Here is a 20,844-nt window from a genome sequence, read left to right as displayed (position 1 = left end):
TCCTAATTATCGATTGTATACTCAACAACATATTCTCTAAGCTCGTTTTCAAATTTAGGTACTACTTCTTCGATATAATACAATGGTTCTAAACTCTGCTCCCCCTTGATCTCACTAATGAAATGTTTAAATAGTGCAGGTACTTTGATATCAATAAACATTGGTTTCATTGCGGAAATTTCTTCTCCTAATCGATATTTCTTTAGAAAGAAGGTTTTGGGTAGCTCTTGTTCTTTGAAGTACTCATTACCATTTAGGTACAAAGCAATATCATCTTCTGATTGCTCAACAAGTTTATTCAAATCAGCTAATTGTAGATTCCATTTTTTTCGATACAAAACAACATTCTCAAAGTTGATTCTCGGCATTTCTGTTCGTTTTTTCAAAAAGTAGTTGATATCAAAATTGATTCTTCCGCTTTGAAACAATAATAGTAGGACAGATAATACTCCTGGTAAAAAAACAGGAACAAGCGAAGATTTGTACGCTACTCGTGCTTTTTGTCCCTCATGATCTAGAACTTTTAATTTGCTGCTACTCTGATCGTACATAACAGAAAAATCGGAAACACTAGGATGCTCTGTATCACTAAAGCGTTGATTTCCTAATTCTAAGTTCAATTTTTGAGTGTAGACTCTATCATGGATTCCTCCATTAAACCCAAACAACTCAGTTACCTCATAGTAATTTTTATCATAATAATTTTTTTTGACATATTCTTTATACTCTTTGCTATTTTCCAGATCTCCAAAAAAATCTTTAAATCTAGACAAAAACTTTTCCTGTCCATCATAAATATCATTTAAAATCACTTTACCCTGAAAAAGTTGGTAGAAAAATGTCATGCTAAATTCGTTTCCACACTTGATGTAATCAGGAATCCGTTTAGAAAATGGTTCTATCACCTTTCGAAAATCAATTTCTGAAGATCCATTTTTTTCCAAATAGTCTAAGAAGAAAACCTTAAATTCATCACGCAAATCATCTAAAAGTTTTACTTCGGGAGCTATTGCGTCAGCATATCGATAATCCATATCTTGAAAATAAGGGAAAAAGTAACGCAGTTTTTCAAAAAATACTTGGTTTAACAAGTTACTATCTGACAAACTTACTACTTCATTTCCATACTTTTCTCTATAAAGCGCAGCAACTTCATACTGTACCCGAATATTGACATCAAACAACAGTAAGAAACTGGTCATCTCCTGAAAGAAAGATGGGGAGAATTTATCCTTTATGTCATCAATGTTACTTTTATTCTCTTTAGAGCCAAACAAGACATCTTCGTAGAGTATTTCCGTACCAAAGCTAGGGATAGATTCACTCAGTTGCTTTATAACTTCCTCGATACTTTGCCAAATAGTCAGTCGTTCTCCTACCTCAGCAATTTCAAATTCGTCTTGCTTTTCATCTATAGACTGAAGTTTTTCTCGTAGCGTCTCGCAGATTTGATTATCATTCAAGTACTCAATAATATGTTTCACCAACCCACGCTCAGCCACAACGGTAATCTTTTGTACTAATACTTTGATGGAAACAAGTTTTTTAAACACCTCAAGTTCGTAATTTGAATATAATGTGTGCTGCTTTAAAAATTGCTCAAAGTCTTCATAATTGATCGTTTGACCTTGGTGTTCTTTAAGATAGTCAATGACTTTTTCATCTATTTTCATTTCGACTAACTTATCACTAGTTTCATATATTTTTCTTGATTGCGGAACATTTTCTTGAGTAACAAAGAAAATTTTACTATCGCGTTGTCCAAATTTTGATACTTGAACAGGAATTTTTTTTAAGGCTCCATGATCAGACCGAATGGTTTCTAAAAAGATTCTGAACAGCAGAGCATGATTTAATTCAATATTTACTTCTTTCGTTATCGAAAACATATTTCCCGTAGATCCCGTTTTAGTTAAATAGGAAAAAGGACTTGTCTTCATAGAACTTCGCATCAATAAATTGATAATAAAATTATCGAGCTTCTTGTCCTTTTTGTTATGTTGATCTATGGGTTTTGATAAATATTTTTCAACGTTCTTATAAATAGTTCTGTTAAAAAAGAGAATCGTCTTTTTTAGTTGTTCATTTGCTATTTCCTCTTGTAAGACTGCTCGGGACTTTTGCACGGTCTCCGTGTAGATTTCGGTCAATGATAGTTTGATCTCCTCCTGTTGCTTTAAGAGAGCAAGCAACTGTTGCAGACAAATATCTCCTGAATATTTTTGTAAACGTACACGCCTTAAATTGTGAACATCTCGTTTGAGATTTAAAAGTTTCGACTCTTTTTCCTGAGAAAATTTTTCTTCTATTTTACATACAACGAGATCCTTTTCTTCTTCTATGGCAAGTTGTAACTCATTTAATTTTGCCACGACAATCTGAATTTCTTCCGAATATTCTTTCATTTTAAAGTACCAATCATCAGATATATTTGTTCCTCGATAGATACTAAACGGGTTTTGGCTAATTGTTAATTCCAAGACCTAATTCCTCCCTCCAGGTAATACCTTTTTCTTTTTCCACTTCCCTATACGCTAAATAGAGATATTGCTGTTTTTTCAGTGCGCTTATGTTGAAGAATGGTAGAACCAAATACAAAAGATTTATTGTAAATCGATAAGCTGTTGCTTCTGAGTTTTCCATAAAATTTTTCTGTCTTGAATAGTGAACAAAGTTTTGATGAAAATCATTTTGGAAATTTTTTTCCAACTCTGTTATAGTACGTTCTAATTCAGATCTATATGCTTCATCTACCAATTGATCTACCTGCTCTAGACAGTCATAATAAAATTGTGAAAATTGATTTGCCCAACGCTCTAATATTTTAGAATGTATTTTCTTCAAGTATTCAAATTTTAATTGTTTTTCTTGATATATTTTTTCAAAAACACTTTCACTGTATGGTCTATCTTGTTTTTCAGAAAGTTCAAGAAAGCCATGTACATGTGATATAAATGAAAAATATCCTTTATTGTCTCCATTTTGTTGATAGACATTGGAAATTTTGGCAAATATTAGAGGAAATAGTTCTGCTTCAGAGAGATTTTCCGTAATAAGATATTTTTTTGTATCCATAAGTAACTGGTTAAGTTTAAAACGCTCACCTACATATAATTGCGTCATTAGTTGATTATGAAAAAAGAATTCAAAGGGACAGACTTCAACTTCACCATGCTCTCTGATTTTTTTTATTTGCTTTTTATTTTCCAATTTTGAAAGTAAAGACAAATTTCTTTCATATTGATCCTGAATTTTTTTTACGTACGATGCTTCCAAAGGGTGCTGATCAATAAGTTGGCCTAACTTTTTTTTCAGTTTTGAGATTATCTCTTTTGTCGGTTTGTTTCTTGTAACGATTTGAAGGTGCGGTCCTCCTTCCCAACTCTTTGAGATAAAATTTGAGTGTCCATCCATCAATAGTTCAATAAAAAGTAAAAGTGTTTCTTCTAGTGATCTATCATAGTTATAAATACAAATTTGATACATAACAACACATCCTTATGTACATTTTCAATAAATCTTGAAACAGAGGATGGGGCAGAAGTGTTTAACCCCAGGAAATAATAGGGAATTCTCGAAAATTGCTAAGCATCACAGCGAGTTTACGAACAGATGATCATTGGTATATATCTGGTGTTCTTCAAATTTTGTGAACAACCAAAAGTACTGTTCTAGATCAGCTCGTGCCTCACTGTGTTTTACAGCAATTTCAGCTTATTTCCGAAGGGGTTGCTTCTGCTTCCACCGTTCATTCGGATTCCAAGTGGCTGAGGTGTAACTCATAGAATTATGTCCCAGTCACTGTTCCAATGTTTTTAATTAGCAAGAACCACAACACGAAGTTGAGCCACAAGTTGATGAGGCAGAACAGCTCGTTGAACCGCTACTAGCTGTTGTTTCTGGAATTGCTGATACTTCATCTAAATCCAACAATTCTACTTCTAAATCAAATTCATTTGACGCTACTTCTTTTTTATTCATGTCTTTTTCCATGAGTAATTCCTCCAAAATAATTTTTTTCTTTTGCATTTAAAAAATTTAACAAGAGCCGCAGCATGAAGTTGAACCACAAGTTGACGAGGCGGAACAACTTGTTGAACCACTGCTAGCTGTTGTTTCTGGAATTGCTGATACTTCATCCAGATCCAACAATTCTACTTCCAAATCAAACTCATTTGTATCTATTTCTTTTTCCATGACTATTCTCCTTTCATTTTTTACTACACCCATACTGTACCTTAATAACCCATTTGATTTTCGTATTTTACACATCATCTTGTTTATCATACTTATTTGTTCAATCTAGATAACTTTACGTGTTGAGATTTTTATCCTAACTGTTCATGAAAAATGTGACTGTCCCTTTTAACCCTATTTTTTTGATAATACTCAAATAAAAAGAGTTATTTTCTCACATTAATTCTTTCACTGAGGTACTTGTTTAGTGACTACCTGTTTAACGCTGCTTGTAAAAGCTATCATGTTCTAAAACTCAGATTTAACAGTTAAATTTTTTTGAACTTAGGACATAAAGCTCTAGACAACTAAAATAGAAGGCTGAAAATCCTTTTACGATTTTCAGCCTTCTATTTTAGTTTATTGGGAGAAACAGCCTTAGTTGGTGTAGCTGACTTAGCCTGTATTTTCTTAAATTTGCAGCCATCAGTGTAAATCCAATTTTGTGTGTCTGCTATTTTACTCAAACAGAGAACCGAGTAACGTCTAAATAATCCTTTAAAAAGATGAACGTGGGTTCGACGTCAATTATTCACTGACGATAAATTTTACCGTTTTTTGAATTCCCACTCATTTCAAGGATACTCGTATTTTTCAATAGTTCCTCATAAAAAAGGGTTGGTTTTTCGGTGAGCTTTTATCAAAGTTATCAATGAATTTGCTAACTTTTAGATGAAACAAAGTCAAACAGCTTCATACAAATAAAAAAGCTCTATCCCTTACAAGACAAGGGATAGAGCCAATTAGTTCAATTATTATTGAGCGACTGGATAAACAGACACTTGTTTTTTATCGCGGCCTTTACGTTCAAAACGTACTACACCGTCTACTTTTGCAAATAAAGTGTCATCGCCACCAATACCTACATTAGCACCAGGGTAAATTTTAGTTCCGCGTTGACGGTATAAAATTGATCCACCAGTAACTGTTTGGCCATCAGCACTCTTAGCGCCTAAGCGTTTAGATTCTGAATCACGACCATTGGAAGTAGAACCTCCACCTTTTTTATGGGCGAATAATTGTAAATTCATATTTAGTAACATCGTCTGCACCTCCTATTTTTCGTTTATGGTTTTGACTTGAATAAATTCAAGATTTTCTTGTTCGACTGCTTGTAAACCTAATAAAAGATTTTCCAAGAGAATTTGGGCGATATTGGTTTGTTCCTGATTAGCATTAGAAAGCACTTCGACATAAAGGTAACCACCTTCATCATCATTGGTTTCTACAATCGGTTCAAAACCAGCTAATGCATCAATCCCATTGACTGTACTGATCGTTAATGCAGACACTGCTGCACAAACGACATCACTGCCGTATGGACCTGCTTCTGCATGCCCTGTTACTTCAAATGAAACGATTTGACCTGCGTCATTTCGTTTAAAAGAACTTTTAATCATTGATAGGCCTTCTTTCCTATGCAACTTAAAAGAATTATGCGTTGATTGCTTCGATCACGACTTTTGTATATGGTTGACGGTGACCTTGTTTACGGTGAGTGTGTTTTTTAGGTTTGTATTTGAAAGTCACGACTTTCTTTTGTTTGCCGTGTTTTTCTACAGTTCCTTCGACAGTTGCACCTGCGACAGTTGGAGCTCCTACTTTCGTAGATTCGCCACCCACTAAGATAACTTCGTCAAAAACAACTTTTTCGCCAGCTTCTACGTCTAATTTTTCAACGTAAATTGCTTGACCTACCTCAACTTTTACTTGTTTACCACCAGTTTTGATAATTGCGTACATGCTATACAGCACCTCCTTCTTCTAGACTTAGACTCGCCATCCCAAGTGATGATAGAACATCATACTTAAAAACTTGTTCTGTGCGGTTGTAGCTGTGGAGACCACAATTACAACATTAATACTATATCAAAATATAGATAGAGAGTCAATGAAAACTTGATTTTTCTGTCTTTATGGGTATTATGAAAAAAACTTTGGTGTTATTTCTAATTAATGATTGACTTTGTTTTCCATGTTCATTATAATAAATTTTGTTGTGTTATTCATGCGCCAATAGCTCAGCTGGATAGAGCACTCGCCTTCTAAGCGAGCGGTCGGGAGTTCGAATCTCTCTTGGCGTATAAAAAGAAACTGGCTGATGTTTATCAGCCAGTTTTTTGTCATATACTAATACTCATAAATTTTCGTTAAAACATACATTTTAGTGCCTTTACCTGTTGTATCTTTATCTAAAGCGTTGTTTGCATGTCCAGATAATTTATCATTATAAACATACAGATATTTTACTTGAGGATTTCCTCCATTGTAAGAATTTATCATACAAACTACTCCACGCCCTTGATGATATATCCCAAATTGTTTTGGAATATAAATAAATTGAAAAGCTGATGAATTTGGAGCTCCTTGTTCTGAGTATCCTTCCCATTGTAAAATCCATCCGTTAGTACAACTGGATAATGGCTTACTAGGAGTCGTTACCTGTCCTTGCCCACCGTACCACGCTCCAGACCATAACTCTTTATCATCCACTTTAGGTTGAACATTTTTTGATAGATTTTCAAATTCTGCTTTCAAACCCTCAACTGCTGAAGTATGTGTCTTCGGATAAAGTAAATTTCCTTTTTCTTCTAATTGTACGATATCTGCCATTATACTGATCCCACCTTACTGAAAGTTATTGTTGGTAATGTATCCAATTTTTTCTTGTCTAGTGCACTCATCAAGCCATTTACTGTTTGTGTTGCAACAGCTGTCGTTGTTGCATTTGTTCCTGCTGGTCCTTGGGGGCCGGTTGCTCCTGTTGCCCCTTTTTCTCCCTGAGGTCCTTGTGCTCCTGTAAGTCCTTGCGGGCCTGCTGGACCCGCGTCTCCTTTTTCTCCTTTGATTGTCGTGATCCCTTCAACTGCACTGACATGTGTTTTAGGGTAAACAACAACACCATCACTTTTTAATTCAACGATATCTGTCATACTGTTCCCACCTTATCTATTGTTATGTTTGTGCCTTGGACCCCTAGATCCTTAGCTGTTAATGTAATATCTCCAGTTTTTCCGTTAATGGAAGTTACACCGGTTCCTGCTGTTTCAATTTTGTCCAATCCAAGAATCGCACTAACATGTGTTTCTGGAAAGATTTGACGTTTAATTCCTGTTGCGTCAGTTTCCATGACTTTTTTTATTTCTACTTCATTCGCCATTAAATTGACCCCACCTTTCTTAAGAAGAAAGTATCTTGCTGCTGACTATCGATTTCAGCGATCACTAATGCGGAAACCTCTTTTGCATGTGGAACTGTGCCGACTTTTGTTACTGTACGATTCAAACTGAACTTATCATCACGAATCGTTCGCAAGATTCCCGTCTCTCCGCTTTTTAAGGTAAAATGTGACTGTTTGAGTTCCTCGATTAAATTTAAAAGATTCCCAGCGACATTTTCGTCTAAAATCGCTTTGATAGAGGCAAACCACTCGTCAAATTCGGCTCTTTGAACTGCTGTCCATTGATCATAACGCTCTTGACTCGAAGTGATCCAGCCTTGAAATTCACTTATGATTCGCTGTAGTTCAGCCTGTGCGACTAAATACCAGTCATCGTAGATTTCCTGACAAGTTTTCACCCATTCTGTAAAATAGCGCAAGATTTCTTCAAAAGTCCAGATGTAATTACTGTCTTTGATTCCATCCTCATAGATACTTTCTTTTACTTGATAAGTAAAATCTCTGGTGGAAAATTGTTGGCGCCAGCTTAAATCTTCTTGTAGTTCTCTAAAGCTGAAATATGCGGTATTTTCACCTACCGACTGCATATCATAATTTGTTAATGTGTATTGAAGCTTCCCTTTTTTTGCATCGATGATCTTTGTGACTTTTTGTTCTGATAAACCTAAGCCAGCATGATGACCTTGCTTCACGCAGAAAAGAGGGATTAAATTGGAAATGTCTTTTGGTTTTCCATGTTCCGTTATAGTGACATCCAGTACTTGAGTGCCTTCGTCAAATTGACGAATCACCATCGTTGGGATGTTGTCATTTGGTTGTGTTATTGATAAAAAAAATGGATACACGATAGACATTCACTCACTCCTTTCTAAAAATGATTATTTGGGTGGAATGACAATTGAACTGATTTCACTTGATCCGACCCAGGTACGTTCGTATCTTTCTATAATTTTTCCCTTACCGATATTTTGTTCATAGGTTTGGAAGCCGCCAGCTACTAATCCTCTAATAACACCAGTGTGTCCATAGGAATAGTCAACATTGAAACCGCCGATATTTCCACCACGTTTCCAATTGATGATTGCCCCCACTACTAGATCCTTATACTCTGGTTGGTAGATAACTTTCCAACCGACTGCTGCCCAATCATAAGAACTGCCTATATCCGCTGCTGCCGACGTATTACCGACCACATGGCTCAAACCATATTTAGTACCGGCATCTAATCCACAACCGCCTAGAAACCCTGAATATTCTGCTGGTACAGCATAACATTGTCCATTTCCCCAATACTGGCCAACTAGGGAGTCTAAATGTTCCAACCCAGCTTTTCCAGCTCCTGTCGACGGTTTTAAGTCTTTAAACCTGTTATACCATTCTTGGGCATAGCCTTGTCTTTCTGGGTGAGCATTTTCAGGACGTTCAAAATTCATTTCAAAAGCATAGGCCGCTGTTGCTGGATCTGCAATCGACTTAAAAGCATTAACACTTGTCGGATTGACTACACCGATCCATTGACCATTGTACATACACCAATCAATCAATTTTGCTTGTGCTAAAGTTGATTTGTAGTCATTTGTAATGCCAGCTGCTCCAACCAAACGCTTCACATACTCACGACCATCCCATGTTGGACTTCCTACAAGTGGATAACTCGAACCATCCCATTGAACTAAACCATAAGCTGGTCCGTCAAATTGATCGGTATCTGGATCCATCGTTCCACCTGTTTCTTGTTGAACATTTCCCAAGATACCAGCCGCAGCTGCTGGGCTATAGCCATTACTGGTCAAAAAGCTCCATAAATCCCAAGCAAATTTATCTGTTTGTGTCGTTACTTCGGGTGGATAACCTCCGCCAGTTCCGCCATTGCCTCCACTACCGTTACCGTTGCCAGTGATTTCTTTGCCGTTTAGAAATAATTTACCTTTAATGTTTAGATTACCATTGATATTTACGTCACCATTGATTTCTCCTTGGCCATGCAAGCGCCATATTTTCTTGTTTGCATTAGATTCTTTAGGAATTTCAAATACAGCCCCAGGTGCTCGCTCTTCTTTTGAAACAGCCGATCCGATTGAAAACTGATACCCAGGGATCTGACATATGGAAACCCCCACAGGTTCGTTTGTTTCGCGATTTACCGTTGCACCGATCCACGCTTCTTCTTCATTTCTCTTTTGATTTCTAAACGCTATGGTTCCGTTTGATTGCAACTTGATTTGAAAGGTGTTGTCACTTTTCGTTTGAACATTGACTCCTTCTAAAGTTCCTGCTTGAATAAAATCCGCATTAAACTTTCCGTCAATGGTCCACGCTGTTTTCGGTTTATTGGCAAAATTGTCTTTCACAAAGCCAATACCATCCGAATTCATTACTAAAAAATTGGTACTTTTTTCTAACGAATCCCCATTCATAAATACCATCTGATACGGCTCACGACTATTGGACTTTCCTGTTTCGATTCCGTTCATTAATTTGATTGATCCGCCTTTAGCACCGCGAATGATATCATCTTGCCACTTCGAAATTTCTTCTGAATCATAAAAAGTCATCTTTTTTTCTTCTAAAGAAGCTACATTTCCTTTTAAATCAGAAGCTGCCTTTGACATACTTTTTGTGATGTTATCTCCCAAACCTGCTTCGACTTTTCCAGTTAGATGATCGATCTTGACTTTAAAAATTCGCGTTTGATAATGATAGTTGCGTTCATGATGATGGATCGTTACTGTATTGCCAATCGTATCTCCACCTAGAATTTCTGTTTTAAATTGGGTCAACGGACGAGAATAATCGACAAGTGATGTATAGGTTTGTTGAAGTAGTTCCTTTGGATCTTCTATTTCATCGAATGTAATTACTTTCTCTCTTTTTCTCATGCCGCCATTTTTTAATGGGATACCATATTGCTTGGTCATTTCAGGAAATTCCAGCCAGTTTTGTCCTTTAGGTTTGTCTAACGGATCACCATTCGCTTTTTTCCATTCGATAGCGGTAAACTCTGTTCGTTTCCCTTTACCATCGCCCACGTCTTCTCCTTGGCCTCGACCAATTAAACTTGTATAGACTTGATTACGATCTTGTTCTTTCACAATGCTTAGCGCTTTATCTCCATAAGTAAAACGCTGATTACTTCGTTCACCGATTTCTTGATAAACTTCCACCCATTTTTCTGTAATACCGATTCCATCGATTTTATATTTAAAGAGAATCTCACAGCCTTTTGTTTGAAGCTCTTTCAACGCATCACGAATCGACAAGTAGCTAAAATCAGCTGTTATTGAAGGTAAACCACTGTCTACTTTACCGACTTGCCACTCAGTATCTACTAGTAATTTTTGAAGTGTTGTTTTAATCGCTGTATTTTTTACCGAAACATTTTTCACAACGTAAGAATCCAATTCATCAGGTGCAAAGGCAATCCCTACAAATGAGAAGATATTTTTATCTTCACTGTCGGTAATGATACGATACAAACTATAGGATTCTGAACTTTCTTTAACAGCCATATAAGAGGCTGCCTTCAATTCTTCATCATAGATAGTCGAAACATTTAAAGTATCTTTCAACAATTCCTCTTTATTTGTTGTAATCTCTTTTTCTTGAACAACTTCCACTAGCTCTTTTTCATTTACGATACGAAGTAAGTGCTGCTGTTCATCAAAAAAATAAACACTCGTCATAATTGTACCTCCCGATAAGAAATCATCATTTGTCCATTTGAACAGGTGATAGTTTGTCCTTCTTGAATCTGAAAATTCTCAAAATCGCTTTCCAGATCCAGTAAAAATGTTTGGTCGATACCATTTACAAATACTTTTCCTTTTAAGAAATCAAAAATGATTTGATCGTCTGCATTTAAATTGTAACTAGTGATTTTGATCATTTTATCTGCATTTTGAATCATCAATGGACCAAATTTTGCGATTGTCACAGTAATTTTTTCAGGAGTTACTGGGTAAGGAAGATAGGTTGTAATTTGTCCACCTGTCGTCAAAAGAAGTGAGTATTTTTTAGGATCGTTACAAAGTATGTCAAAGCTAGCAATAATATTGTTCGTATCTCCACGAACCTCATCTGTTGTGACGTATTGACCATAATAGTGATACTCTAGTTCATCTTTAAAACGAAGCTCCACATCTTCTTCTCTATAAAGCAACTGCATTAATCGATGGTATTTTTTTTGTAGATCCTGCGCAGTTTTTCCTGTTAACTGGTAGGTTACTTTGATTGTTCTGGCAGGTAGTTTTTGATTTAATTTGACACTTCCAACTTGTGTATTTTGTGTTTCAATATCCAGCGATAACATTTCTCTGCCGGTAACTGCTAAGGTCCGATATCCGTCGATCATTTTTTCGATATACACACCGTCATACATCATCGCAGAAGAAGGAAGGATCAAATCATCTTTATGACCTTTTTCTAGTGTGTCTTCAAAATAATACATGTCTTTCCTCCTTCTAAAATGCTAAGTTGATTGCAGCGTCTTGACCCATTGCTTCAGAAATATCTGAAACAAATGCTTTGAACTGCTGATTGCCAAAATTGATATTGAATGTTGCTGGTTGTTTTTCTTTTTGCTGTGTTTGTGTACTGCTGGAATGAACCGATAATTTTTGGACCGTGTCTACTTGCTGATCCAGACTGTCTAAACTTGGCAGTATCACTTTAGATGCTAAGTCATCCATTGGTTGGTCGATGACATGTGCGTTTCGCTCAATCCCGATAGCAAGACCAGCTGGGAGCATGGCACCGATTTCGTCACGCATCCAGCGAGAGGGTGAGTGGATTTTGAAAATACTTTTAAAGGCATTCCCGATACTACCTGCAATATCTTTGACTGCATCTAGTGCCGCTCTCGCCATACCCCCAATTCCATCTATCAAACCTTGTATTAAATTTTTACCTGCATCTTTTAAATCAGGAATGGCTTTTATAAAGGTTTCAAGAAGTTTTAACATAATCTTTAAACCAGCTGCAGCGATTTTCGGAATACTTTGACCAATTCCTTGCACAAGTGCCAAGATCAAGCCAACAGCTGCTGATAAAATTTGAGGTAAATTTGCTAACAAACCTTCACAAAGTTTCCCGATGATTTCAACTGCTGCATCTAATATTTTAGGTAGATTTTCTGAAAGTGTTCGCACTAAAGTAGTGATTGCCTCCAAGGCAACTGGGATTAATTGAGGTAAAACAGAAGCAATTCCTTCTGCTAATTTCACAAGTATTTCAATCCCTTTATCGATAATTTTAGGCAGACTCGTCGTAATTTCACCCGTCAATGTATCGATAATAGACGTAACTGTATCAATCAATTTAGTTGGATCTTGAAATAAGCCATCAACTAAAGCAGACAATAATTCTAAGCCCATCATGAGCAATTTAGGAGCAGCTGTTAGCAAACTAGTTGCCAACGTTTCTATAATTAAAAGTGCTGAATTAATTAACGAAGGTAAATTCGCAATCACACCATCAATCAATGTTTGTAATAATGCGATCCCACTTTGAATGATCACAGGTAGATTTACCGAAATTGCTTCAGCTAAACCAGCAACGAGTTGTGTTCCTGATGTAATTAGATCTGGAAGCTTGTCAATGATTCCTTGAACAAATCCTGTGATAACTTCCGGACCTTTTGTTATGGCAGTTTGAATCATGTTGCCAATTTGACCATCCATTTGACTATCTAATAATGCAAGTCCAGCCAAAGCAACACCTATAATTGCAGTCGGTGCAATAGCTTTCATTGCAATTCCCATAACTGAAACTAAGCCTTGAACCATCCCACCGAGTGCAGTGGTTCCAGCTTTCATAGGAATTTGAACAGATTTTGCTAAATTAGAGCCTACTGTACTAAACTTTTCGAATTTTTGCTTTATATCATTTAATCCAAAATCTAATGTCGATCTAAGTGACGCAGTCGGATCCATTTCCCCGGTAGCATAAGGATCTGTTAACTGAGGAGGGGCTATTTTAGTCAATACAGATAATCCAGTATTTCCTATTGTTTGTTTCATACTACTGAATTTTTTCTCCATTTCAGAGAATCGCTTAACTGAGATTTGAGAAGCTTTGTCTAATTCCTTAAACACATCATCTCCAACATTCAATTCTCCTTTGAATACTTTGAAAGCATTTTTTGCATCAGAAAATCGACGAACAAGATTTTGTGAGTTTTCATCCATTCTTTTAAAATTGGAATCATCAATTTCCAATTTGCCTTTAAAAACTTTCTTTAGTAATGAATAGTTTTCTCCTGTATTGCTCATAGAATCATTTATTTTTTGGAACATCGAACCACCTTGAGAAGAAACTGATTGAAACGCTTTGCCGACACCAAAAATGGATGTCTGAAAATCAGGAAATCCCACATTTGCAAGAGCTTCATCTAATTTATTGACTCTCCCTTTAAGCTCATCAAATGTCGCTCCTGCCTCAACACCCTTTTCTAGTGGTTTAAACATTTCTTTCAGACTATTCTTTAGTTTTTCGAAGCTATTCTGAGATTTTTCTACTTCTGTTGCTGGTTTCTGCATTGCATTAGACAATGCTATGCCCAAATTCTCACTTATAGAAACTAAACTATTAATAGAAGAATTGATCGACGTTAGTGTACTATCTACTGCACCACCAAACGAAGCAACCACAGACTGACTGCTTGTAAAAGTACCGGTAAATGCTGTCATATTCTGATTCAACAGTGAAAATTCTGCAGTCAACTTCTTTCCAGATTCAATTAATGTAGAGATACTTGTACTATCAATGACTAATTCACTTTTTAAACTAGAAATAACTGTTTGAACATCACTAAAACTTTGTATCAAGCTTTTGGTCTGAATATCTAAAGAAACTAAACTAGTGTCATCAATCGTTAAGCTTCCTTGAAAAGCTTGATTTAAAAGCCCGTAGCTTTTGCTTACTAGGCCCAATGAGCGAATCATTTGTTGACTTTGTAAAGATAGTTCTGAAAAAGTCGTACCAATAGCCGATAATCCACTTTGAAAACTAGCTAAATCATTAGCAACAATCGCTTGATTTAGCGCAGTTATTTGTTTTTTCATATCAGCAAAAGGCTTCGATAACTTGTTGCTTTTAGATAGTGGTTTAATAAAACTGTTGAGCCTTTTGGTTGTTTTATTCAATTGCTTATCCAAGCTTTTAGTCACTTTCATCGATTTTTTGATCGACTGGATAAATTTTTTATTTGTTGTGGGTAGTATTTCTTTTGCCATTTTCTACCTCCTTTCTACGAATTAAAATTTGCAATCCAATTCTGGAGTTTTTCTTTTTCTTGATTTTTCGGTAAGCTATGGTCTCTTCCGAGTATTCGCTTCTCTGCTTTTTGATAGTTGAAGAATTTATCAAAGGTTCGATAGACTGGTTTTCCTTTACGGGTTTGTCCAGCCATGACCGTAGCCCACGCTTGTAAGTGAATGTTGTATTGCATGTCTAAACTTTTTAGCTGGTAAGCCTTGATCCGCAATTCATATTCTGGAATGGTCAGTCGATCAATCTCATTGAAATCTTCGATATTTAAATATCTCAAACAATTAAGCTGGACTTGTGCATAGCTTGCATCAAAATCACTTTCTTCCGAGTTTACAGTTCGGCTTCCTCCAGCATCTTGTTCACCATCACTGCTGTATATTCGGACTTTTTTAATTCTTCAATGACCGCTTCAAATAATGTCTGAGAGCCGTGTTCTTCTACATAAGCCTCTAAATCTTTCACTTGAATTCTTGGTTTTTCAGTCAAATTTGCGATCAATAAGGTTTCAAAAAGTGTGTCGACATCTGACAATAGTAAATTTGAAATGATCGCCCCTACTCCTAATTTCAGTTTCATGCCGCCTCGATCTACCGAATAGCGCTGATTGACTTCTTTTAAAAATCCATAACCAAATTTGAAATTAAATAGTTTTTCATTAATTGTAAGCTCCATGATTGACCTCCTAGTTTAAAGAGACCGAACTCCGGCCTCTCTTTTCATTACTTATAAAATTGCTGGGCTACAAGTGATTCTTTCTTAAAATAAATTAGACTGTATACATAGAAAAAAATTTTCTTCGCAGTCACTTTAATTTCCCCAAGTTAATACTTTTGTTCCAGCCTTGATCTATTATTACTCAGCCGCTTCTACTTTGACTGTATCTTTAAATTCATAATCGCCGCCTTCAGTCGTATCAACGACTAACGAAGCAAATCCGTTTTTGCCAGCGCCTTCGATTGCCCATTCTAATGAGTATTCCACTTTGTTTTCAGCAGAATCAGTTTCTTCAAATGATGTGAAGAAGCCTTCGAAATATTTTGCTTTATATTTGCCTTCATTTTGCCCAGTACCAATTTCTTTGGTATTGATACGCCAAATTTGAACACGTTTATTTTCATCCATTGCATTTTCTAATTTATCGATTTGTGTTGAACCGATTTTATAAAGAGTTGTTGCTGAAACAGTTGTTTCAGTCGCTCCTGGTGTGACTACGCTACCGTCTTTCGTAACTGTCGATTCACTTTCTTTTGATTTTGAATAGCCATTTTCTGTGCTGTAAGCTAAGCCCCACGCTTGTTCATTTCCTTCATCTTCAGCTAAACGAAAACGCCATACTACATCTACTCCACTTAATGCTGTCATTTATTCATTTCCTCCTTCAGTTGCTGTTCTAACGCTCGTATTTTTTGTTGCGATCGCTTTAATTGAGATGCAAGTTGATGTCTTTTACGTTGCTCTGCTTTTACTCTTTTTTGCAGCTTCTTGATAACCTTTAATTGTTTTATTCTTGCCTTATCCTGCTGCGTTAAAGAAACGTTTGTTTCCACCCTCGCATCTCCTCTCATTTTAAGTCTCGGGCGACTTGTGTTACTTGATGAACCTAGTATATAAAGAATTCAGCTCATCAAACTCTCCACTTTCTTTTAAGTTCATTTCAAATTCCTGTCACATTTCTTTCACTGTTCAATTTTTCGTCATTCTATTTGATCCAAATAAATAAGGAGAGTATGTTAAAATAGATAGAAGCGTTAACTAAAATGAGGGAATTGAAAGGACGTTGACTCTATGTTGTTAAAAGAATATACCTATGCGTATTCAGCATTGATCGCTCAGTATCAACTAACAGAAGCACAGTTGCGTTTTACAGGCACACCCGAAATACCGCTTAAGCTATCTAGGTCAAATCCTTCAATTCATCCCATAGTAGGAATCGAAAACGAGCGGCTGACCAATTTTTTTGTTTTAGATGAAAGAAAGGATGTGGCCTTATATGCAGATAACGAACATGCTGTTTTGCTGCGAACTTTTTCTACCGATCATCGTTATCAAGGTAAAGGCTATGCTAAGAAGGCTTTACGATTGTTGCATGATTTCACTAAAAAGCTTTTCCCAACTGCTGATGAAATCATACTGGCTGTAAATAAAAAGAATATTTCAGCTCAAACTCTTTATAAAAAATCAGGATTTGTACCTATGGATAAAATTGTAGAAGGTGCGGCAGGACCTCAATATGTAATGACTTTGAGTTTACTTTAAAAGGAGATGGAATCAACGATGAAAAAAATACTTGAAAATGAGCGACTGTACTTAAGAGAACTATCAGAAGATGACTTTGAAGATTTGTGTGCTATTTTACAAGATGAAGAAACAATGTATGCGTATGAAGCCCCATTTACCGACGAAGAAGTAACTGATTGGCTAAATTGGAATTTAGCCAGCTATCAAAAAAATGAATTTGGTTTATGGGCAATCATTGATAAAAGTAAAGAGAACTTTGTTGGTCAATGCGGCATTGTTTATTCAGAAGTTGAAGGAAAAAACTTATTAGAAATTGGTTATTTGGTAAACAAACAATATTGGAGTCAAGGATATGCCAGTGAGGCTAGTGCTTTATGCTTAAACTATGCAAAAAATATCTTGCAAGCGCAAAAGATTTGTTCGATTATTCGAGATACAAATATCGCTTCTCAAAAGGTTGCTGAAAACAATGGTATGAGCATTGTTCAGGAGTTTTATAAAGATTATTCTGGTCTACCTGTAAAACACTTTGTTTATAGTATTGATTTAAGCTAACAATATTGGAGGGATCAAATGCCTTTTTTAAATGTTTCTGGTGCTACTATTTATTTTGAATCGAAAGGTCAAGGAAGTCATCTTTTATTCATTCACGCTGGGATTACTGATTCACGAATGTGGGATCATGAATTTCATTCTTTGGCTCAGCAGTTTCAAGTCACTCGATTTGATCTTCCTGGCTTTGGTCAAAGTTCATTTACAGGTGGCTCATTTTCTTATACAATGATCATTAATGAACTTTTAGATCATTTAAAAATCAAACAAACATGTATCTTCGCAGCCTCTTTTGGTGGAAAGATAGCATTAGATTTTGTACTTGAAAATCCTAAGCGCTGTTTACGTTTAGCATTAGAATCTTCCGCTATTGGAGAATGGGATTTTTCAGAAGAATTGCAACGATATGATGAAAAAGAGGAACAATTATTAGCACTAAGTCAGTACGAACAAGCAGCGGATTTAAATTATCACACATGGGTTCTTAGAGACCGTGATCCAAAATATTTTGATTCTAACATAAAAAAGCTAATCCTTGATATGCAAATGACAGCTTTTACTAAGCCAGAACCACTATCACCCATTAAAGAAATTCAAACGGCTCAACCACTATCTACAAAATTAGATCAGCTCACATGCCCAGTGCTGATTATTATTGGTGATCATGATGTTGATGATTTTCAAAAAATTTCTGTTTTTTTACATCAAAAAATTTCTCATTCTGAAAAGGTAACTATTCCTAATGCTGGCCATTTAGCTAACTTAGAATTTCCAGAATTGGTTGAGCAACTGGTAACTGATTTTTTTCTACACTAAACAACTATTAATTATTCAACAAAGAAAGTAGTGGATATCTTGTTATTCTTAGACCACACTCCTGATCTAAGTCCCATCGACTTAGAAATTTATAAATATGTTGCCTCTCACATCGATGAAGTTGTCTATATGAGAATTCGTGAATTAGCGAAAGAAACCCATAGCAGCACTGCCAGCATTTTGCGTTTTTGTCGAAAGTTTGGTTGTGAAGGTTTTTCTGAATTTAAAATCAAATTGAACATCTACCGAAAAGCTTTAACGGAGCCTGTAACTACACATGCAGTAGATGAAACATCCTTCACGAATTTTATCCAGCGATCAACAGAAGCGTTTTATCAAGAACGGATGCAGGCTGCGGTAAAATTACTAGCTGAAAAAGACCTTGTATTATTTATTGGAACAGGATCCTCAAAAATCATAGCTGAATATGGTGCACTGTATTTTTCTTCCATTTTTAGTATGGCTTTTCATATTGAAGATCCGATCAATCATCCAGTAAATTTTTTTAATAAAAGTATTGCCAAAAATGTATGCGTGATCGCCCTTTCTGTTAGTGGTGAAAATGAAGCGATCATCAATTATTTGAATCACTTTATTTCAAATGACTGTGCGATCATCTCTATTACGAATAGTGAGAAATCAGCCATTGCTTCTTTATCAGACGTAAACATTCCTTACTATATTTCAACAGAGCGAATTGGCGACAGCGACATAACTTCACAGGTCCCAGCGCTTTATACTGTGGAATATTTAGCAAAAGAAGTGCAAAAAAATAAACAAGCGGGCACCGAATAGGAAACCCACTTGTTTATTTTTTTATTTAAAGAAGTTTGGTAAATAAGCTTTATGTGCTTCTAGCAATTCGTCCATTACTTTTTTAGCAACATCTCCGCTCGTGATCAATGGATTCATTGTGAAGGCTTGTAACAAGGTTCCATAATCTCCTGTTACTGCTGCTTCAATCGTTAATTCTTCCATTGATTTCATTACTTGTAATAAGCCACGTTCTTGAGGCTTAAAGCTGCCAAAGTTATAAGGAACAGGACCTTTTCCAGTGATTGTACACGTTACTTCAACTGCACTTTCTGCTGGTAAATCTGTGATCGTTCCGTTGTTTCTTGTGCTAACGGTCATCGTTGTACGTTTATCATTGTGGATCGAATTGATGATCTCACAAGCTGCATCACTATAACGAGCCCCACCACGTTCTGCTAATTGTTTTGGTTTGTAATCCAAGTTTGGATCTTTGTATAGTTCAAATAATTCATGCTCGATTTCTTTCACTTTTTCTGCACGAGTACCATTATTTTTAAAGTCCTCTAATTCTTCTGCCAACATTTTATCTGTATAATAGTAATAATTGTGGTATGGACAAGGAACCATGTGTAGGTTTTCGACCTGTTCCCAAATCAAGTTGTTATCTTTGATGTTGGCTACGATTGATTTTGCGTCATCTTGACCATACATGATTTTGATTAGCTCATCTGTACGGTCTTTTCCGTTTTTATCAGTGATTGTATGCCAGTGTAAATGATTGATTCCAGCAAATTGGAAGAACAGATCACGATTGCTTTCACCCAGTAATGCTGCCTCTTCAAAAACGGCATTCACAGGAATATTACATAGTCCTACCACTTTATCCCAGTTTCCATAACGTAAAACAGCTTCTGTTACCATTCCTGCTGGGTTCGTAAAGTTGATCAACCAAGCATTTGGACAAAGTTCTTTCATATCTTCTACGATATCTAAAATCACTGGAACTGTTCTCAATGCCTTAAAGATTCCGCCGGCACCATTCGTTTCTTGACCAATCAGACCATGACTCAACGGAATACGTTCGTCTAAAATGCGAGCATCCAATAAACCAACTCGTAATTGAGTAGTTACAAAATCCGCATCTTTTAATGCTTCACGACGATCCAAAGTTAAATGAACTTCACAATCTACGCCTGCAGCTTTCACCATGCGTTTAGCCATTTCACCAACAATTTCCAGTTTTTCTTTTCCAGCTTCAATATCAACAAGCCACAATTCGCGGACAGGTAATTCATCATAACGTTTAATAAAGCCTTCAACTAATTCTGGTGTATAGCTTGATCCTCCACCGATCGTAACAATTTTAATTCCCTTTGACATGACCTTCAGCTCCTTAGTAATTTATCTGCTTTTAGTATAGCGGTTACACCTAAGACAAGCTATAGAGAATAAAGAAGTCGTTACAAGAAATTAAATGCGTAACCTGTGACATCATAGTTACACTGCGTAACAAGAGGATGGGACAAACACCCATGAGGGCTATCACCCTCACCAAACAGAATGAAAACGAAAATGATCGACCTACAGGCTTTTTCCTGTCATACATAGAGATGACAGGAGTGGCTTGTAGGTCGATCGCTTATTGAGGTTCTTCTCCAAGTAACCTTGAGGGACAAACTAGATCATTCTACTTATTTGTACCAATCATTAGGTCTTAGAACCTGCGTATAAAAATAAATTGTTTCTATAAGTAGAATAGCCCCTTCTGTACTTTTTTTCAAGGAGGAATGTTGAAA

The 20,844-nt window shown here is 36.2% G+C and carries 23 protein-coding genes, 1 tRNA gene and 1 other annotated feature; of the genes, 5 read left to right on the top strand and 19 right to left on the bottom strand.

What is annotated here, in order from left to right; genetic code table 11:
* Nucleotides 1-2: 2 nt before the first annotated feature.
* From BCR25_RS00110 to rplU, 7 genes are all read right to left on the bottom strand, one after another.
* Nucleotides 3-2,480, bottom strand: coding sequence for a lanthionine biosynthesis protein (locus tag BCR25_RS00110; protein ID WP_069661582.1), 2,478 nt, complete (start codon nucleotides 2,478-2,480; stop codon nucleotides 3-5).
* Nucleotides 2,464-3,486 (bottom strand): hypothetical protein, encoded by a 1,023-nt coding sequence (locus tag BCR25_RS00105; RefSeq protein WP_069661581.1) that lies wholly within the window; start codon nucleotides 3,484-3,486, stop codon nucleotides 2,464-2,466. The genes BCR25_RS00110 and BCR25_RS00105 overlap by 17 nt, the downstream gene beginning before the upstream one ends.
* 333 nt (nucleotides 3,487-3,819) lie before the next feature.
* Nucleotides 3,820-3,993 (bottom strand): thiazolylpeptide-type bacteriocin, encoded by a 174-nt coding sequence (locus BCR25_RS19725; protein ID WP_071879566.1) that lies wholly within the window; start codon nucleotides 3,991-3,993, stop codon nucleotides 3,820-3,822.
* 45 nt (nucleotides 3,994-4,038) lie between these two features.
* On the bottom strand, nucleotides 4,039-4,197 hold the full coding sequence (locus BCR25_RS19720) for a thiazolylpeptide-type bacteriocin (RefSeq protein ID WP_139124494.1): 159 nt from the start codon (nucleotides 4,195-4,197) through the stop codon (nucleotides 4,039-4,041).
* Nucleotides 4,198-4,991: 794 nt separating this feature from the next.
* A complete protein-coding gene (gene rpmA, locus BCR25_RS00100) occupies nucleotides 4,992-5,279 on the bottom strand; it encodes a 50S ribosomal protein L27 (RefSeq protein ID WP_010762831.1) in 288 nt (95 codons plus the stop codon).
* Nucleotides 5,280-5,291: 12 nt separating this feature from the next.
* Nucleotides 5,292-5,636, bottom strand: coding sequence for a ribosomal-processing cysteine protease Prp (locus tag BCR25_RS00095; RefSeq protein WP_069661580.1), 345 nt, complete (start codon nucleotides 5,634-5,636; stop codon nucleotides 5,292-5,294).
* Between the two features lie 34 nt (nucleotides 5,637-5,670).
* Nucleotides 5,671-5,979 (bottom strand): 50S ribosomal protein L21, encoded by a 309-nt coding sequence (gene rplU, locus BCR25_RS00090; protein WP_069661579.1) that lies wholly within the window; start codon nucleotides 5,977-5,979, stop codon nucleotides 5,671-5,673.
* A gap of 19 nt (nucleotides 5,980-5,998) precedes the next feature.
* Nucleotides 5,999-6,077: a sequence feature (ribosomal protein L21 leader region), on the bottom strand.
* Between the two features lie 169 nt (nucleotides 6,078-6,246).
* Here rplU and BCR25_RS00085 point away from each other — a divergent pair.
* A tRNA-Arg gene (locus tag BCR25_RS00085) sits at nucleotides 6,247-6,320 on the top strand.
* A 46-nt stretch (nucleotides 6,321-6,366) separates the two neighbouring features.
* Here BCR25_RS00085 and BCR25_RS00080 read toward each other — a convergent pair.
* The 11 genes from BCR25_RS00080 to BCR25_RS00030 form a co-directional block, all read right to left on the bottom strand.
* Nucleotides 6,367-6,849, bottom strand: coding sequence for a hypothetical protein (locus BCR25_RS00080; protein ID WP_069661578.1), 483 nt, complete (start codon nucleotides 6,847-6,849; stop codon nucleotides 6,367-6,369).
* Entirely contained in the window at nucleotides 6,849-7,169 is a 321-nt protein-coding gene (locus BCR25_RS00075; protein WP_069661577.1) for a collagen-like protein, read from the bottom strand. Before BCR25_RS00075 ends, BCR25_RS00080 begins: the two co-directional genes overlap by 1 nt.
* Nucleotides 7,166-7,396: a hypothetical protein gene (locus BCR25_RS00070; protein ID WP_069661576.1), complete on the bottom strand. Its 231-nt coding sequence runs from the start codon at nucleotides 7,394-7,396 to the stop codon at nucleotides 7,166-7,168. Before BCR25_RS00070 ends, BCR25_RS00075 begins: the two co-directional genes overlap by 4 nt.
* Complete coding sequence (locus tag BCR25_RS00065; protein ID WP_069661575.1) at nucleotides 7,396-8,271, bottom strand: phage baseplate upper protein; 876 nt, start codon at nucleotides 8,269-8,271, stop codon at nucleotides 7,396-7,398. Before BCR25_RS00065 ends, BCR25_RS00070 begins: the two co-directional genes overlap by 1 nt.
* 24 nt (nucleotides 8,272-8,295) lie before the next feature.
* A complete protein-coding gene (locus BCR25_RS00060) occupies nucleotides 8,296-11,103 on the bottom strand; it encodes a phage tail spike protein (protein WP_139124493.1) in 2,808 nt (935 codons plus the stop codon).
* Nucleotides 11,097-11,864, bottom strand: coding sequence for a distal tail protein Dit (locus tag BCR25_RS00055; RefSeq protein WP_069661573.1), 768 nt, complete (start codon nucleotides 11,862-11,864; stop codon nucleotides 11,097-11,099). Before BCR25_RS00055 ends, BCR25_RS00060 begins: the two co-directional genes overlap by 7 nt.
* Before the next feature lie 13 nt (nucleotides 11,865-11,877).
* Nucleotides 11,878-14,649 carry a phage tail protein gene (locus tag BCR25_RS00050; protein WP_069661572.1) on the bottom strand — a complete coding sequence of 924 codons (2,772 nt, stop codon included), beginning with the start codon at nucleotides 14,647-14,649 and terminating at the stop codon, nucleotides 11,878-11,880.
* 14 nt (nucleotides 14,650-14,663) lie between these two features.
* Nucleotides 14,664-14,963: a hypothetical protein gene (locus tag BCR25_RS00045; protein WP_069661571.1), complete on the bottom strand. Its 300-nt coding sequence runs from the start codon at nucleotides 14,961-14,963 to the stop codon at nucleotides 14,664-14,666.
* Nucleotides 14,964-15,016: 53 nt separating this feature from the next.
* On the bottom strand, nucleotides 15,017-15,358 hold the full coding sequence (locus BCR25_RS00040; protein ID WP_069661570.1) for a tail assembly chaperone: 342 nt from the start codon (nucleotides 15,356-15,358) through the stop codon (nucleotides 15,017-15,019).
* A gap of 180 nt (nucleotides 15,359-15,538) precedes the next feature.
* The gene (locus tag BCR25_RS00035; RefSeq protein ID WP_069661569.1) at nucleotides 15,539-16,048 is read right to left on the bottom strand and encodes a phage major tail protein, TP901-1 family; all 510 of its coding nucleotides are present in this window, start codon (nucleotides 16,046-16,048) and stop codon (nucleotides 15,539-15,541) included.
* Nucleotides 16,045-16,233, bottom strand: a complete 189-nt coding sequence (locus tag BCR25_RS00030) for a hypothetical protein (protein ID WP_245792243.1) — start codon at nucleotides 16,231-16,233, stop codon at nucleotides 16,045-16,047. Before BCR25_RS00030 ends, BCR25_RS00035 begins: the two co-directional genes overlap by 4 nt.
* A 238-nt stretch (nucleotides 16,234-16,471) precedes the next feature.
* On the opposite strand from BCR25_RS00030, the gene BCR25_RS00025 reads away from it, so the two are divergent.
* From BCR25_RS00025 to BCR25_RS00010, 4 genes are read left to right on the top strand one after another with little or no spacing between them, the layout of a single operon-like run.
* Nucleotides 16,472-16,942: a GNAT family N-acetyltransferase gene (locus tag BCR25_RS00025; protein WP_069661567.1), complete on the top strand. Its 471-nt coding sequence runs from the start codon at nucleotides 16,472-16,474 to the stop codon at nucleotides 16,940-16,942.
* Nucleotides 16,943-16,960: 18 nt separating this feature from the next.
* On the top strand, nucleotides 16,961-17,479 hold the full coding sequence (locus tag BCR25_RS00020) for a GNAT family N-acetyltransferase (RefSeq protein ID WP_069661566.1): 519 nt from the start codon (nucleotides 16,961-16,963) through the stop codon (nucleotides 17,477-17,479).
* 18 nt (nucleotides 17,480-17,497) lie between these two features.
* On the top strand, nucleotides 17,498-18,292 hold the full coding sequence (locus BCR25_RS00015) for an alpha/beta fold hydrolase (RefSeq protein ID WP_069661565.1): 795 nt from the start codon (nucleotides 17,498-17,500) through the stop codon (nucleotides 18,290-18,292).
* A gap of 30 nt (nucleotides 18,293-18,322) precedes the next feature.
* On the top strand, nucleotides 18,323-19,087 hold the full coding sequence (locus tag BCR25_RS00010) for a MurR/RpiR family transcriptional regulator (protein WP_428839341.1): 765 nt from the start codon (nucleotides 18,323-18,325) through the stop codon (nucleotides 19,085-19,087).
* Between the two features lie 21 nt (nucleotides 19,088-19,108).
* Here BCR25_RS00010 and BCR25_RS00005 read toward each other — a convergent pair whose 3' ends face one another.
* Nucleotides 19,109-20,428, bottom strand: a complete 1,320-nt coding sequence (locus tag BCR25_RS00005) for a 6-phospho-beta-glucosidase (RefSeq protein ID WP_069661563.1) — start codon at nucleotides 20,426-20,428, stop codon at nucleotides 19,109-19,111.
* Nucleotides 20,429-20,844: the final 416 nt, after the last annotated feature.

It is taken from the genome of Enterococcus termitis (genome assembly GCF_001730305.1).
GTDB classification, from domain to species: Bacteria; Bacillota; Bacilli; order Lactobacillales; family Enterococcaceae; genus Enterococcus_L; species Enterococcus_L termitis.
The sequence above is the reverse complement of the archived record's forward strand: the minus strand, read 5'-3'. Positions and strand labels throughout refer to the sequence as shown.

Excerpts from the sequence above, each read along its gene's own strand:
- BCR25_RS00035 (WP_069661569.1), bottom strand. The coding sequence starts at position 16,048 with ATGACAGCATTAAGTGGAGTAGATGTAGTATGGCGTTTTCGTTTAGCT.
- BCR25_RS00040 (WP_069661570.1), bottom strand. The coding sequence starts at position 15,358 with ATGGAGCTTACAATTAATGAAAAACTATTTAATTTCAAATTTGGTTAT.
- BCR25_RS19720 (WP_139124494.1), bottom strand. The coding sequence starts at position 4,197 with ATGGAAAAAGAAATAGATACAAATGAGTTTGATTTGGAAGTAGAATTG.
- BCR25_RS00025 (WP_069661567.1), top strand. The coding sequence starts at position 16,472 with ATGTTGTTAAAAGAATATACCTATGCGTATTCAGCATTGATCGCTCAG.
- BCR25_RS00080 (WP_069661578.1), bottom strand. The coding sequence starts at position 6,849 with ATGGCAGATATCGTACAATTAGAAGAAAAAGGAAATTTACTTTATCCG.
- BCR25_RS00070 (WP_069661576.1), bottom strand. The coding sequence starts at position 7,396 with ATGGCGAATGAAGTAGAAATAAAAAAAGTCATGGAAACTGACGCAACA.
- BCR25_RS00020 (WP_069661566.1), top strand. The coding sequence starts at position 16,961 with ATGAAAAAAATACTTGAAAATGAGCGACTGTACTTAAGAGAACTATCA.
- BCR25_RS00005 (WP_069661563.1), bottom strand. The coding sequence starts at position 20,428 with ATGTCAAAGGGAATTAAAATTGTTACGATCGGTGGAGGATCAAGCTAT.
- rplU (WP_069661579.1), bottom strand. The coding sequence starts at position 5,979 with ATGTACGCAATTATCAAAACTGGTGGTAAACAAGTAAAAGTTGAGGTA.
- BCR25_RS00105 (WP_069661581.1), bottom strand. The coding sequence starts at position 3,486 with ATGTATCAAATTTGTATTTATAACTATGATAGATCACTAGAAGAAACA.
- BCR25_RS00095 (WP_069661580.1), bottom strand. The coding sequence starts at position 5,636 with ATGATTAAAAGTTCTTTTAAACGAAATGACGCAGGTCAAATCGTTTCA.
- BCR25_RS00075 (WP_069661577.1), bottom strand. The coding sequence starts at position 7,169 with ATGACAGATATCGTTGAATTAAAAAGTGATGGTGTTGTTGTTTACCCT.
- BCR25_RS00055 (WP_069661573.1), bottom strand. The coding sequence starts at position 11,864 with ATGTATTATTTTGAAGACACACTAGAAAAAGGTCATAAAGATGATTTG.
- rpmA (WP_010762831.1), bottom strand. The coding sequence starts at position 5,279 with ATGTTACTAAATATGAATTTACAATTATTCGCCCATAAAAAAGGTGGA.
- BCR25_RS00065 (WP_069661575.1), bottom strand. The coding sequence starts at position 8,271 with ATGTCTATCGTGTATCCATTTTTTTTATCAATAACACAACCAAATGAC.
- BCR25_RS19725 (WP_071879566.1), bottom strand. The coding sequence starts at position 3,993 with ATGGAAAAAGACATGAATAAAAAAGAAGTAGCGTCAAATGAATTTGAT.
- BCR25_RS00050 (WP_069661572.1), bottom strand. The coding sequence starts at position 14,649 with ATGGCAAAAGAAATACTACCCACAACAAATAAAAAATTTATCCAGTCG.
- BCR25_RS00015 (WP_069661565.1), top strand. The coding sequence starts at position 17,498 with ATGCCTTTTTTAAATGTTTCTGGTGCTACTATTTATTTTGAATCGAAA.